The organism is Proteus sp. TSJ240517, from assembly GCF_047921575.1.
Taxonomy (GTDB): domain Bacteria; phylum Pseudomonadota; class Gammaproteobacteria; order Enterobacterales; family Enterobacteriaceae; genus Proteus.
Genome location: NZ_JBLRMH010000001.1, coordinates 592,697 through 606,145 on the forward strand (window position 1 = coordinate 592,697; position 13,449 = coordinate 606,145).

Annotated in this window: 15 protein-coding genes; 4 read left to right on the forward strand and 11 right to left on the reverse strand. The window is 34.6% G+C overall.

Features of this window, described 5'->3' with window-relative positions:
- The first annotated feature begins 160 nt into the window (after window positions 1–160).
- Window positions 161–1,141 carry a class II fructose-bisphosphatase gene (gene glpX / locus ACNARN_RS02770; RefSeq protein ID WP_160230428.1) on the forward strand — a complete coding sequence of 327 codons (981 nt, stop codon included), beginning with the start codon at window positions 161–163 and terminating at the stop codon, window positions 1,139–1,141.
- 109 nt (window positions 1,142–1,250) lie between these two features.
- Here the strand turns inward: glpX and ACNARN_RS02775 are convergent, their stop codons facing one another.
- The 4 genes from ACNARN_RS02775 to ACNARN_RS02790 form a co-directional block, all read right to left on the reverse strand.
- On the reverse strand, window positions 1,251–2,282 hold the full coding sequence (locus tag ACNARN_RS02775; RefSeq protein ID WP_075674019.1) for a methylphosphonate esterase: 1,032 nt from the start codon (window positions 2,280–2,282) through the stop codon (window positions 1,251–1,253).
- Between the two features lie 10 nt (window positions 2,283–2,292).
- The gene (locus tag ACNARN_RS02780) at window positions 2,293–3,249 is read right to left on the reverse strand and encodes a DMT family transporter (RefSeq protein ID WP_075674018.1); all 957 of its coding nucleotides are present in this window, start codon (window positions 3,247–3,249) and stop codon (window positions 2,293–2,295) included.
- 130 nt (window positions 3,250–3,379) lie between these two features.
- Complete coding sequence (locus ACNARN_RS02785) at window positions 3,380–4,117, reverse strand: glutamine amidotransferase (protein ID WP_006532984.1); 738 nt, start codon at window positions 4,115–4,117, stop codon at window positions 3,380–3,382.
- Between the two features lie 27 nt (window positions 4,118–4,144).
- The gene (locus ACNARN_RS02790; protein WP_416304106.1) at window positions 4,145–5,365 is read right to left on the reverse strand and encodes a PfkB family carbohydrate kinase; all 1,221 of its coding nucleotides are present in this window, start codon (window positions 5,363–5,365) and stop codon (window positions 4,145–4,147) included.
- A 1,032-nt stretch (window positions 5,366–6,397) separates the two neighbouring features.
- Between ACNARN_RS02790 and ACNARN_RS02795 the strand changes: the two genes are divergently transcribed.
- Window positions 6,398–6,889: a DUF4822 domain-containing protein gene (locus ACNARN_RS02795; RefSeq protein ID WP_160230430.1), complete on the forward strand. Its 492-nt coding sequence runs from the start codon at window positions 6,398–6,400 to the stop codon at window positions 6,887–6,889.
- A 125-nt stretch (window positions 6,890–7,014) separates the two neighbouring features.
- Here the strand turns inward: ACNARN_RS02795 and ACNARN_RS02800 are convergent, their stop codons facing one another.
- From ACNARN_RS02800 to ACNARN_RS02820, 5 genes are all read right to left on the reverse strand, one after another.
- The gene (locus tag ACNARN_RS02800) at window positions 7,015–8,151 is read right to left on the reverse strand and encodes an AAA family ATPase (protein WP_198619905.1); all 1,137 of its coding nucleotides are present in this window, start codon (window positions 8,149–8,151) and stop codon (window positions 7,015–7,017) included.
- Entirely contained in the window at window positions 8,148–8,852 is a 705-nt protein-coding gene (locus ACNARN_RS02805) for an RNA ligase family protein (RefSeq protein WP_198619904.1), read from the reverse strand. Before ACNARN_RS02805 ends, ACNARN_RS02800 begins: the two co-directional genes overlap by 4 nt.
- Window positions 8,853–9,110: 258 nt before the next feature.
- On the reverse strand, window positions 9,111–9,431 hold the full coding sequence (locus tag ACNARN_RS02810; protein WP_416304107.1) for a hypothetical protein: 321 nt from the start codon (window positions 9,429–9,431) through the stop codon (window positions 9,111–9,113).
- A complete protein-coding gene (locus ACNARN_RS02815) occupies window positions 9,412–9,687 on the reverse strand; it encodes a hypothetical protein (protein WP_416304108.1) in 276 nt (91 codons plus the stop codon). Before ACNARN_RS02815 ends, ACNARN_RS02810 begins: the two co-directional genes overlap by 20 nt.
- The gene (locus ACNARN_RS02820; protein WP_196532529.1) at window positions 9,666–10,073 is read right to left on the reverse strand and encodes a DUF4878 domain-containing protein; all 408 of its coding nucleotides are present in this window, start codon (window positions 10,071–10,073) and stop codon (window positions 9,666–9,668) included. Before ACNARN_RS02820 ends, ACNARN_RS02815 begins: the two co-directional genes overlap by 22 nt.
- 832 nt (window positions 10,074–10,905) lie before the next feature.
- Between ACNARN_RS02820 and ACNARN_RS02825 the strand changes: the two genes are divergently transcribed.
- Both ACNARN_RS02825 and ACNARN_RS02830 read left to right on the forward strand, forming a co-directional pair.
- Window positions 10,906–11,163: a hypothetical protein gene (locus tag ACNARN_RS02825; RefSeq protein WP_006532995.1), complete on the forward strand. Its 258-nt coding sequence runs from the start codon at window positions 10,906–10,908 to the stop codon at window positions 11,161–11,163.
- Window positions 11,164–11,273: 110 nt separating this feature from the next.
- On the forward strand, window positions 11,274–11,966 hold the full coding sequence (locus ACNARN_RS02830; protein ID WP_109373592.1) for an XRE family transcriptional regulator: 693 nt from the start codon (window positions 11,274–11,276) through the stop codon (window positions 11,964–11,966).
- Window positions 11,967–11,987: 21 nt separating this feature from the next.
- On the opposite strand, the gene ACNARN_RS02835 is transcribed toward ACNARN_RS02830, so the two are convergent.
- Window positions 11,988–12,614, reverse strand: coding sequence for an ABC transporter ATP-binding protein (locus ACNARN_RS02835; protein ID WP_160230432.1), 627 nt, complete (start codon window positions 12,612–12,614; stop codon window positions 11,988–11,990).
- The gene (locus ACNARN_RS02840) at window positions 12,608–13,384 is read right to left on the reverse strand and encodes an ABC transporter permease (RefSeq protein WP_109401741.1); all 777 of its coding nucleotides are present in this window, start codon (window positions 13,382–13,384) and stop codon (window positions 12,608–12,610) included. Before ACNARN_RS02840 ends, ACNARN_RS02835 begins: the two co-directional genes overlap by 7 nt.
- Window positions 13,385–13,449: the final 65 nt, after the last annotated feature.

Consider the following 13,449-nt stretch of genomic DNA (forward strand, 5'->3'; position numbering starts at 1 on the left):
ACCTTAGTTATACTTTAATTTTCACAGATTTATCTTAGTTTATTCCTAAATAACCTATTTCGAGAACTCTTGATTTAAACCTAGCACATAATTTCGAAAAAAAGGTATGATCGGCAACCTATCTTAATCTTCCATTTATATCGCAAAACACACTCATAATATGAAATTAAATGACGAATTAACTAATGCTATCGCTTCTGTAACAGAAGCCGCAGCTATTGCAGCAATGCCTTGGATTGGAAAACAAAATAAAAATGCAGCAGATGATGCTGCTGTCAGTGCTATGCGTGAACGTTTGAATAACCTGAATATCAATGGTGAAATAGTCATTGGTGAAGGTGAAATAGATGAAGCACCTATGCTCTATATTGGCGAAAAAGTAGGTAATGGGAAAGGCGATAAAATAGAAATCGCGGTTGATCCAATTGACGGTACTCGCATGGTCGCTACGGGTGAAAATAATTCCCTAGCCATTTTAGCCGCAGGCTTTGAAGGCAGTTTTTTACAAGCTCCCGACATGTATATGGAAAAATTAATTGTGGGTAAGCAAGCTGCTGGTGTGATTGATCTTAACCATTGCCTTGAATATAACCTTGATGCGATTGCACAAACATTAAATAAATCTATTGAGCAGTTAACTCTCGCTATTTTAGATAAACCGCGTCACCACGATATTATTAACGATCTACGCGCTAAAGGTATTAATGTTATTACACTACCTGATGGTGATGTTCTAGCCTCTTTATATGCCACAATGCCTAATAACAGTATTGATGTTATGTATGGTATTGGTGGAGCACCTGAAGGCGTAATTAGTGCAGCTATCGCTAAGGCATTAGGTGGTGATATGCAAGCACGTTTAATTACTCGTGATATTGCAAAAGGAAATAGTGCAGAAAATAGAGAATATGCCGTTTCTGAAATTGCTCGTTGTCATAAAATGGGTACTGATGTAAATATTAAATTGTCATTAGACACATTAGTACGTAACCAAGATGTTATGTTTGCCGCAACCGCGATTACCAAAGGTGATTTCTTATCTGGTGTTAATCAACAAGCTCAATATCTACAAACACATTCTTTAGTAATTAATGGTTCAACACACTCATTACGTTATATTGAAAATTATCATTTACGTTAATGCTTAAATTTGTCTTCGTTTCCTTGAGACATAAAAAAGCGGCACCTTATTAAGATGCCGCTAAATTTACTTCAAGGGGTATATTTATTGTTATTTATTCACTTCAGATTTAAGCCAACAAATTGGCTGGATTCTCAACACATAATTTTTTGATAATAGATTTATCAATGCCACGTTGAGCCAATAATGAAAGGAATACATTAGGAACAAATCCCCAGCCATTCCCCCCATTTTTCGCCCACATCTGTTTTAAAAACACATCATGGCTTAATACAATTTGGCTACCATAACCTCGTTCAATTAAAGTTGCGACAGCTTCTACGGTATCCATAACACTTGGTGCCGCACCCTCTTTAGGGAAAGAGATATCCAGACCAATCATATCAAATTCAAGCCAAACACCGCGATCTAACATTTTGCATTGATAATCAATATCTTTACCTGATGGATCAGAATGTGCCAATGAAATCTTAGCGGGATTACATCCCATTTCTGTTAATAGAATATCTAAAACTTCATCACCACGACGTTGCCAACCTGGCATATGAATATTCATCGAAGCATGAGGATTACTGTTTTGTGCAATAGCGGCGGCACGTAGGCTATTTTTCTCACCATCTGTAAAGAATGGAGAAACACCAATTTCACCAATCATACCTGCACGAATATCAGTACCATCAATACCTACATTCAATTCATCATCAATGATTTTTGCCATTGCATCAATATCATCAGCCAGCCGTTCTCCTTCAAACTTTTCAATATAAAGTCCTGAAGAAGCTACAACATTAATACCTGTTATTTCTGCAACTTGTCTTAGTTTTCTAATATCACGTCCAATGGATGAAGAGCCTGTTGCATCAACAATTGTTCTTCCACCTAACTCTTTGAAGTTATTTAATTCAAAAATAACATCTTCGATTGGTTTTTTATCCATATTATCGCAACAACAATATGGATCGTATTTAAGTCCCCACTGAATATCTGCACTCACTTTTTTATCAACTAACACATGCGAGAATTCATAAAAAGGTTCATCAACAACACCTGAGAGATCATTAAAGAGGTGTTCATGGGGCAATGTTAGCCCCATATCTTCTTTTTTCACGGGGCCAGTTACGGTTTGAATATAACCTTTCATTACGATACTCCTACGCTTTTGCTGACTTAGTCGCTCTGAATTCAGGAATTGTTGTTACAATTGCACCCACTAACGCAAATAATGTACCGATGATTGTCACTAAATAAACGGTATTGCCCAATGAAGGTAATAACAAGTCAATTAATACAGAACCTAACAATTGACCCGCTGTTGAAGCAACACCTAACATCAGTAAGCCTAAACCACGTACTAAAATAGCCATTAATGCGATAGACATAAGCCCTAAAGGACCACCTAAATACATCCACCAAGTACCTGGTAATTCAAGAGTGATATGACCTAATGCCATACGAACAATGAGAGCAATCGTTAAAACAGTGAAGCCAACAATAAAGTTCCAAGTGATAGACACCATCATAGAACCTGTTGCTTCTGCAACTTTTGAGTTACCTGCTGGCTGCCAACCGGCTAATAAACCCGCAAGGAAAGGTAAGATTGCTAAATAAATAAATGAGGTTGAGTGCCATTGCGGAGAAACTACAAATAAAGTCGCAACAACAGCTAACACAGCTCCTAATACACGATATGGTGTGAAATATTTTTTCTCATCAACACCAACACCAAAGCGGTCACATAACAAGCCTGATAATAAAAGTGCTGAAATTAATGCTGTTTGGAATGTTGCAATCCCTAATGCACTCGCAGAAGCCCCTTCAGAGAAAACAACCATTGCACCACAAAGACCCGCAAACCAGTTCCATAATGGAATTTTGCGCGTTTTAATTAAACTAGGGATTGAAGCAAATTGCTGGCGATACTGTTTTTTCGACATAATGATAAAAAACATCACCACTAAACCACTGGCAAAAGAGATAACTGCACTGGCGTTACCATCTTTTAAAACATGCCCTAACTGCCCATTCACCGCAGACTGCATTGGTGATAGCATACCTGCTAACACAGTTGCTAACATCAGCAATGGTGTTGATAAATTTTTTGTACTCATAAGATGTTCCTTTTGGATTATTGGCTATGAGTGATTTCTTTTTTTATTTTTCAAGTAATCGGTTTTTTATTAGCGCAGAGCGGCAACTCTGCGCTTTTTTACTTTTTATGACAGTTATTCTTAATTCAAATTAACGAGCGATTTGTTTAAGAATGTTGACCCACATATCGGCATAATGCGGCCATGCTAAAAATTCTTTACTTCCCCAGTGAGGAGAACAGTCACTCATAAAGCAGCCTGTTTTTCCTTTTTCAAACTGACCAAATACCAGTAATGGATCTTCGCCAATATTTAATACAGTTTCTGTATTCTCTTTAGCTGAAACTTTGTTATAGCCAAGGAACATTGGCCATTCACCAAAACCTTTTACGGATGCATGCTCTGCATTAACCGCACTTGCAAATACACCTTCTGGCGCTTCAACACGATCGTCGCCATCCAGCATTTCAACAGGCAGAACTTCTGCAAGTAATGTATTTTTGTAGTTTGCTTTAGCTTCAATACCCATAAATGACAAGTAACCACCAATCATTAATAAACCACCGCCATTAACCACAAACTCTTTAATTAACCCTAATGCGTTAGGGATAACTTTCATGTTATAGAAAGTATCGTTTTGCAGAAGGAACGTATTTGCACCAATATCACTAATAACAATGACATCGTATTTAGCTAATGCTTCAGCCGTTTGAGGGAATGCAACCTGAACGGTATGAGCTGGCATATAATCAACTTCAACACCCTTTTCTCTTAAGCAACTTAATAAGAACGTTGAACCTTCTTCATATTTGCTGGAAGTGAAACTGTCGTAGCCTTTGGAGTGGATCATATGAATGTGCCATGACTCACCAATAAATAAGATTTTCATTTTTATTCCTCTTTCAAAAAAGATTATTTATTCAGGGGATTGGGTGACAATCTGTGAATATGTTGTTTGATTGATGCGATGCATGACATTAATATCTTCAGGCATTTCTGAAGCATTACTCGTCTCAACAGCTAATGATGAAAAAGCTGATGCATAGCGTAACGCATAAGAAAACTGCTTTCCTTTTGCCAATGAGGCAGCGAGTGCTCCATTAAAAGCATCACCTGCCCCTGCTGTATTTTTTACAACTGCCGGATATGCCGGCGAATAAATATACTTATATCCGTCATAAGCTAACGAACCTTTACTACCCAGCGTAATAACCACCTTATTTACGCCTTGCTGATAAATAGAAACTGCAGCATTTTTTGCAGATTCTAAATCAAGTACTTCTATCCCAGATAATAAACTTGCTTCCGTTTCATTAGGTGTTAAAACATCTATCATTGGAAGTAATTCATTAACTATTTTGTTATAAGGTGCTGGGTTAAGAATAATAGGAATATTATTTTCGTTTCCAATAGCAATAATTTCTTTTAATGCTTCAATATTCGTTTCTAATTGAATTAAAATTATATCCGCGTCAATAATTTTATCTTTCTGTATTTTTACTTCATCAGCAGAAATATCCATATTAGAACCCGAGTAAATAGAAATAATATTCTCTCCACTCTCCTCCGATACAAAAATAGACGCTGTTCCTGTTTGATAATTTTCAGTTTGATATATCGTTGACGTTTTTATTCTTGATGACGATATAAAATTAACTGCATAATCACTAAATTGATCAGTACCTATCTTCGTAATAAAATGTACTTGTACATCAGCATAACTCGCCGCCAATGCTTGGTTACAGCCTTTACCTCCTGGTGAGAAGATAAATTTATTCGATAATAAGGATTCCCCGGCTTCTGGCAATCTAGGAAGATAACTAATCATATCAACATTAAATGAGCCCAGTACGCACACCTTATTTATTGCAGTCTTGTTTGCTAAATCGTTTTTATCAATTTGATCATTACATTCTAGAAATTGTATAATTTCTTTCTTAGCGACTTTATCTAATGTCTCAAATTCTATAAAAGCACCACCATGGCATCTTTTTATAATTCCTTTTTCTGCTAGTGTATTTAAATCTGATCGTATTGTTTCTTTGGTAACATCAAGTTCTTTGGCCAAAACAGAAACTTTTACTGCACCATTACCTTTAATCAGATTAATTATTTTTTTATGACGTTCTGCTTTCATTTAATGTTACCTCTATGGCAACAACTTTAGTTTATTAGTTGTTATAGGATTGTGATTACAATCATATGTTATTTATTAAAAGCAAAAAAAAGCAGAAATACAAAAATAAAAAACAAAAAGAAACAGAAATAAACAATGATAATCGTAAGATTATTTAATAAATAAATTTGGAATTTATTTATTTTTCAGAAAAAACGAATCAACATATAACGTCATTCAAATCTATTTACCATAAATAAATTTAATATTATTTTTTATTTTTATACGGGAGATAAAATTAAAAAATTAAATATAAAAATAAAATTCACTTTTATAAATAAGGCATTACAGAAAAATAATTTTATATTTCTGTAAAATATCCGTAATAATGCTTAAATAAAATACAATCTAATTGAATCGAGCAATGCATTAATTATTTTTATCATCGCGGGTTTTTAAAACGCATTTACCATAAAGAAATTCTAATCATTAAATACCAAAGAAAACGATACCCTTTTACCAAAGAACATAAATCACTTAAGTAATGCAAAAGTAATGCTTAAAACATCTTCTATTTTTGTCTTTTCATTTTTGTGATCGAGATATCATTCAATACGTTTACAACACCCTTTTCATAAATAGAATATTGATTATTTATTTCAATCTTTCATTTTATGCACCATTTTTACAGAGAGCTGGCTATTTATCTTTGTCTATATTGCACATCGATTGGTCAAGCTTTGATCTAATTTTGTAAATAAGGAAGGCTTTCTATACGTTTTATCCATTGTTTATAATAATTATTTATATTGTTGAACATCTTTTAATCGGATAATAAATCCTAAAAACAAAAATTATTGATACTTAACACCGAAAACAACGCAGTTAAAGTGATTTAATTCTAGCTGTTTTTGTAAAACAACCTTTTCATCAGAAACATTCTGACATACTTCTTTTCTGGTACTTACCTCGTTTCATGCCTAACTTTATTACTAACAGGAAAAACATCAGTGTTCATAGACAAGAAGTACAACGTAAAATAAGGATATATTAATGAAAATAAAATCACTTATCGCAATCTCATTATTAAGCGCTAGTTTTTCTCTTTTTGCCGCAGAGAGTTCGACATCAACTGCCAATATTCAAACTCAAGGAGTTATTCAGGCTCAAAAAGAACTGAATGACTATGAGAAAGTCATGATAGAAAAAGTTTGGATAACGACTGATGCTATCGATGAAAAAGGAAATAAAACTGCGGCCGATAATCCTCAAGTCAGCAACTATTTTGGACTTGCTGAGTATTATCCTAATGGCACTTTTATTATGTTTACACCGGAAGGTAAACAGAAAATGCAAGGTGATTGGTCAATGTCAGATGATGGCAAAATACGTACCTTAGTTGCCAAAGATACTGAGGGTAAAACATTATTCACCCGAGATGTAGAAAATATCACGGTTAAAAATGATGAGTATACCTATCGTATTTATCCAAATGCTGATGATCGTAATACCTATTTCGATATTATCCATCACGTTAAAAAATAAATTTAGTACGTTGTTTTACCTGCAAATTAATCCTACTCAATAAGTAAAAAGGGTTACTTATAAAAATAAGTAACCCTCACTTTACTTTATAACCGACTTATCATTTCGCCGAAATAATCGGATAATTAAAGTATGGTCTGAGATTGCCCTTCAATCCAATAAATCACTTCATGCGCTTCTTCTGGTGTTGGTACTTCCAATTTACTCAACATGCGTTCCATTACTTTAACTGGCACGGCTTCGTTTCTTGCATTATTTTGCCTCTGCCACTGCACATAAGGGACTTCAATATAAACCAATCTAATTTTCGCATTATAACGATAAAACAAAGAGATAAGTTGATCTCGCATTTTTCTTGTAATATTGGTGGCATTCCAAACAAAAGGTTTATGCTCTCGTAAATAAAGACGGGCTTGTTCTTTTGCTTGCTGTACTATCCAACCATTAGCATCTCTGTTATCAGGCTTAATATTATGCTGACGACGGAGATCATCTAAACTCACAATCGGAAGATCTGCACAATGTTGGCGAATAAAAGTATCTTTTCCCATACCTGGTAATCCACATAACACCGTAACTTCACTTCCTTTTTCAGGGTAAGGCTCATAATTGCAATCCGTACTATTTTCTGTATAAAAATAGTGAAAGCGAGCATCATCTGAAGGAAATGGAGCAACCTTACGCCAACAATTTAGCTCTTCACAATAAAGCGCAAATAACACAATTTTATCAAAAAGGGCTTGTTTATCTTCACAATCTCGCCCTAAAACATCAGCTTTAGCTAATAATGCCAACAAATAGCAATCTACTCTTAATGATGCAGCAAGCAGCGCTTTTTTAGGATCAGGCTTATCCATCACCCACAACGGCAGCCCATGAAAGCGAACTAAAGCCGCGATCTGCTCTCTATCAGCAAAGCTTAAAGGTACTTTTTCATACAGAAAAAGACGTGTTGTTAATTCCCCTTTACGTGCATGACCCGGTGAAACAATACGCCCCTCTTCTTCGCGTGTTGTAGATCGTTTTTCCACATCATGAAGTAGTGCCGAGATCCATAAAATTTGCTGTTCTCTTTCAGTTAAAGTCTTATATTCTGGCAATGATTTAACTGAATTGATTACTCTTTGTGTATGTATCGCCACATCACCTTCTGCATGATGAATAGGATCTTGCATAACACCAGCCATATCACTAATTTCGTCATACAATCCACAGAGATGTTCCCATGACATTTCAGTGTGTAATTTCTTATGAAGCATCATTGAGACTCCTGTGTTTTTTCCCAAATTAAAGAGGCTCGTCGCCAATTTTTTTTCCAATGAACATCTGTTTTAACGTGATCTTTTCTAACATATTTAAAAACACGATGTGAAAAATCATCTAAAGAAAATGATTGTGCATCTCGTGTAACAATACCTTCCATTGGGCTTGGTTTTTGCGTTAAAACATCATGTGATTGAAAGAAACTTGCCTGTTTCGCTTGTGAAACAATCATATTTTCAAAATCAGTTTTATCCTGACATTTAGGCAGTTTAATTTCTGGCACAGTTGGAAGATCAAACAGAGAAGCATAAAACTGCACTTCTTCCCAACTTAGCCATTTATCTTTATAACGAACCGCAAACACATAAAAATATTCTTCTAGGTGTGCATATTCAATAGAATGAATGGCATATAGATTCTCGCCGAAAATATCTAACTCACCTAAATCATTTTTCATCAATTGCCAACGTTGACGCAATTGAGATGTCCACGCTGATTGTGTTGGGGTTGCATGCGAGCGTGCAAAAACACCCATTTTATTCAGGCAATTATTTTCTCCATCCAGTTTTTCTGTATGGATAAGTTGTTTTATCTTGCAAATATCCTGCCACCATTGTGCATTTATACGATCGTCGTTTGTTGTGCCTGGTGAAAAAGGATAGTGATAAGTTCTATCATATTTTTGTGATTGATTATTCATTATTTAATACTCATCAAGTAACAGAAGTCCTACCAAATTTAAAAAGAAATTCAGTAAGTTAATTTTTCTGTATTGCACTATTCCTTCAGTGCCTTAATGTGTATTACATAACAACGACCTAAATAATCAAAAGAGAGAGGAAAATAAATTTAGACAGATATTACCTATAACTTTCCAAAAGAGCTAGACAATTAATATACATTTTTCTTTGTATTTTTTCTAATTAATCTTACGCTTGAAATAACTTAAAGATAAATATCACTGTGGATATGGAAAAATATTTTCAGAGTTAATCAGATTTTCAGGAAAAATAAGTGGATTATCTGAAATAAATGGCATATCTAATTTTCGACTACCCGTGGAAATAGAAACCCCAGCTCTTAACCATGCAGCAGCAACTAGCTCAGTGCAATAAACACCCTGTCCTGGGTAAATACTAAATTTTTCACCAACTCGTTCTAATGCAGTTTGCACCGCAATATTTCTAGCTTCTTCACTTCCTTTCACTTGGTAAAAACGAACTGAATTCGGCTTTGCTCGACTAATGAAAAATTCAAGACTATCCCACAGTAACGCCATCTTTTATATTGCTATGTTCACTGGGTGTAGAATGGATCACTTGAACACCGTAATCAGAGATCCACAGCATACCTACGTGGCTGAACCCACTTTTATCAACTTGTTTAATTATCTCACTAATAACTTCATCCCCATCCCGAAAGACTAAATCACCATTTTTTAAGTCATGAGGCAAAGCGAGTGCATAAAATGCACCCGCTAAGAATAAAGCTACAATATTAAATATGCGAACAATCACTTGAAAGCAACTTTCCATTTACCATCAACATTAATCATTTCTTGTGCTTTTGTTTTTTCTACACCATCTTTTAAGACAGTTTTTAATGTCACTATTGCGCTCTTTTTATCTTCGCTATATTCAACACTAACAATTTCAACCTTGCTTAAACCACCCTGCTCTTTAACTTGTTTCCCTGTTTCCGCAACAATCATCTTAAACTTGCTATTAAATTGCTCTGCTCTTGGATCTTTTTCCATTTCGCCTAAGTGGATTAATGATACTGCTTTATCTCCATTTCCTTCTGCAATTGCTTCAACGAATGCAACGGCAGCCTGCCCTGGATCATCTGTTTTATCACCACAAGCTGATAACACCATAACTGTAAATATTAAAAACAGAGAACCCACAATTTTCTTTAACATAATTCGCCATCACCATAAAAGTTATTTTAACTAAAAGAAATCTTATATAAAATATTTCCTATATTAAGATATAAGACAGTAAATGCATTATTTAAAATTAATTCAATAAAGAGAGATAACTTACCTTTCCTACCAATAAATTATACGTGATAAAAGTAAGTTTAGGCATATTTTTATATCATTCACTATTTTCAGATAGAGATTAAATGAAACTAAATTAGTTTTGCAGCATATCATAAAAAGAGTAATTCTAATTTGCACAAGAAACCGACTCGTTACATAATGAAAATATCTTATATATTTACCCTTTATAATCAATAAATAAAGAAAAAACATCTCTACTTTAGCTTTTTGCTTTCTTTTTAAGAATATAATTAGGAGCAAATATTAATAATATTGAGTATTAATATTTTTTCGATAACATTAGAATAAAATTATTCTCTATTTATTGTCGAAACTACTTTAATATTTGCTAAATATAATACTTTTTGCCTTAATTTATCTAATTAACAAGCATCATTTAAACTAATATCTCATGAGAAATATCAATTTAATATTACAAATAACAATATTACAACAATTAAGTAGACTAAAAAACAATTCTATTTGTTTTCACAATATATCACAGCGTATTATTGCCTAATATTTAGGTCATTTGCTTATAACACATTGCAAAAAAACACAAATAAACACTAGAAAAATTGTGATCGCATACACTTTTTTGCATCATTAATGCTATTTAAGACAAATAGAAACTGCTTTTTTATCAACAAATAGGTAATCTAGCGGTCTGATTTTGATGACCAAACATGAATAGTTAAAAGGATATTTTATGTTTACTTCACAGCTCATGCTGGTCGGTTATGTGTTGTTGGTAAGTCCTTGTGGAAATGATTCTTGTGATGCAGTTCCTGTTACAGAAACAATTTATACTAAAGATGAATGCACAACACGACTTAACTACTTAAAACAAAAAAGACCTGACCTTATTATTTTCTGTGGAGAAGTCTTGAGAGATCCTGAAGTTACTGATGAAAACCCTTACCTCACCCCACCAGATAGTGCAGACGACGTTTTCAAAATTAAGTAACTAATCTATTCCTAGTTTTATAATTAAGATAAAATACAATTTAATTTGTTTTCTTTTTACGATATACTCTTTGTACTTGAATATGTAAGGACACGTATTAGGAGTCACTAATGTCTATTGCGAAACGTACCAAAGATAAACGCATTGCGTTAGGTTTAACACAATCAGAACTTGCTACTTTAGCGAGTACGACACAGCAATCCATAGAACAGCTAGAAAGTGGTAAAACTAAACGCCCCCGTTTTTTACCTGAATTAGCAAAAGCATTAAATTGTGATTTGGCTTGGCTACTCGAAGGTGAAGAACAACCCAATGCAACTTCTGAAATTCCACCAGAGAATGAATGGCAACCGGTGAGTGAATGGGACAGTAATACCCCTTTAGGTGCCGATGAAGTGGAAATTCCCTATTTTAAAAGTATCGAACTCGCGGCGGGTGACGGTTGTTGTACTAACGAAGATCATAATGGATATAAATTGAGATTTTCAAAAAGCACATTACGCCGTTATGGCGCATCTTCTCAAAACGTTATTTGCTTTTCTGTTTATGGCGATAGTATGTCACCTGTTATTCCCAATGGCTCAACAGTCACTGTCGATACAGGTAACACACGTATTGTTGATGGTGGCATTTATGCTATCGAACAAGATGCCTTGTTTAGAATAAAACTGCTCTATCGTCAACCGGGCGGTAAATTGATTATACGTAGTTATAATAAAGACGAATTTCCTGATGAATCAGCAGAAACTGATTCTGTAAAAATTATGGGGCGTATTATCCATTGGTCAGTAATGGCTTGGTAATCAATAAGCAAAGCAACAATTTCATAGTATAGAATTTTCAGTAACAACTTGTCCTTTAGACAATAAAACCGTTTTATCTGCTAGCGCTCTGATTTCACGAGGCTCATGAGTAACCATGATCATCGTTATTTCCTTAGATTTTAAGGAATCAATTAAATCCCAAAGCTGATAACGTGTTTCCCAATCCAAACTCGAAAAAGGTTCGTCCAGTAGTAACAGTTTGGGTTGGCTAATAAGCGCTCTTGCCAATGCAACGCGTTGTTGCTCCCCTCCTGAAATTTGATGAGGATAACGTGTAGCGAGATGTGCAATTCCCATTTGCTCTAATATCGCCTTTTCTCTCTCCTTGCTTCGTTTCTGTTTTGCACCATATTGTGCTAACCATAAATTTTGTGTCACAGTCATAAACGGAAATAAATAAAGCCGTTGATTTAAATATCGACAAGAGCGTAACCATACTGGTTGTTCATTTATATTTTTATCTGCAAGGTAGATATCACCAGTGTATGAAGTATATCCAGCAATCGCATTTAAAAGCGTTGTTTTACCACTTCCAGATGTACCACTTATTCCTAAACATGTTCCTTTTTCTACGTCCAACGAAATATCTTTTAATATACCCGTTGTTAATGAACGAATTTCTAACATGATCTTTTCCTTTCTCGCTGTAAACGATGTAATGCAAATAACAAAGTAATCGCGATAGCGATAAGAACAAGCGCACAACCTATTGCCAGAGTAAAGTCTCCGCTGGCAATATTTAAATAAATTGCCATAGGCAACGTTTCTGTTTTTAACCTTGTTGCACCAGCTAACATTAACGTTGCGCCAAATTCACCTAAAGCTCTAGAAAATGCAATGATGCTTCCACTCATTAAAGCTGGCCAACACAGTGGTATTTCAATCAAGAAAAATGTTTTTGTTGGCGTTAATCCTAAATTTTGTGCCGTTTGAATATAAGCAGGATCGACAGACTTAAAAGCAGAGAGACTATTTCTCATAATAATCGCGCTTGCGACATAAGTTTGAGCAATAATAATACCCAATGGTGAAAAAAGAGAGCGAGATAATTCAGGAAAAACGCCTGTTAAAGGGCCCTGATTTCCTAACAATAATAATAATCCGATACCAATAACTAATGGAGGAGTAACCAAAGGCAAATCTAATAACGCATCAATAAAACGATGTCCTTTAAAAGGAATTCTTGCCATTGCCCATGCGGCAGGTACACCTAGGATAATTGCTAGACATAAAGAAGTTAACGCTGTACTGAGCGACATGCCAATAGCAAAATGGAATTCAGGATCGGTAATAACTTGCCTCAATTCAACATAAGAAAGTTGGCATATCAATGCAATTAGCGATCCTAAGATCAGAAATAACAATAAAAAAAGTGGAATTAATGCCCATCGAAACACGTTATTTCCTTTTTAAGATAGATATTTATTTTGCTGTAATAATGAAAAAAGCCACCAGTGAGTTG

Coding starts and splice junctions, on each gene's coding strand:
- ACNARN_RS02830 (WP_109373592.1), top strand. CDS start 11,274: ATGTCTATTGCGAAACGTACCAAAGATAAACGCATTGCGTTAGGTTTA.
- ACNARN_RS02785 (WP_006532984.1), bottom strand. CDS start 4,117: ATGAAAATCTTATTTATTGGTGAGTCATGGCACATTCATATGATCCAC.
- ACNARN_RS02795 (WP_160230430.1), top strand. CDS start 6,398: ATGAAAATAAAATCACTTATCGCAATCTCATTATTAAGCGCTAGTTTT.
- ACNARN_RS02775 (WP_075674019.1), bottom strand. CDS start 2,282: ATGAAAGGTTATATTCAAACCGTAACTGGCCCCGTGAAAAAAGAAGAT.
- ACNARN_RS02835 (WP_160230432.1), bottom strand. CDS start 12,614: ATGTTAGAAATTCGTTCATTAACAACGGGTATATTAAAAGATATTTCG.
- ACNARN_RS02800 (WP_198619905.1), bottom strand. CDS start 8,151: ATGATGCTTCATAAGAAATTACACACTGAAATGTCATGGGAACATCTC.
- ACNARN_RS02805 (WP_198619904.1), bottom strand. CDS start 8,852: ATGAATAATCAATCACAAAAATATGATAGAACTTATCACTATCCTTTT.
- ACNARN_RS02810 (WP_416304107.1), bottom strand. CDS start 9,431: ATGGCGTTACTGTGGGATAGTCTTGAATTTTTCATTAGTCGAGCAAAG.
- ACNARN_RS02780 (WP_075674018.1), bottom strand. CDS start 3,249: ATGAGTACAAAAAATTTATCAACACCATTGCTGATGTTAGCAACTGTG.
- ACNARN_RS02825 (WP_006532995.1), top strand. CDS start 10,906: ATGTTTACTTCACAGCTCATGCTGGTCGGTTATGTGTTGTTGGTAAGT.
- ACNARN_RS02815 (WP_416304108.1), bottom strand. CDS start 9,687: ATGGAAAGTTGCTTTCAAGTGATTGTTCGCATATTTAATATTGTAGCT.
- ACNARN_RS02820 (WP_196532529.1), bottom strand. CDS start 10,073: ATGTTAAAGAAAATTGTGGGTTCTCTGTTTTTAATATTTACAGTTATG.
- glpX (WP_160230428.1), top strand. CDS start 161: ATGAAATTAAATGACGAATTAACTAATGCTATCGCTTCTGTAACAGAA.
- ACNARN_RS02790 (WP_416304106.1), bottom strand. CDS start 5,365: ATGAAAGCAGAACGTCATAAAAAAATAATTAATCTGATTAAAGGTAAT.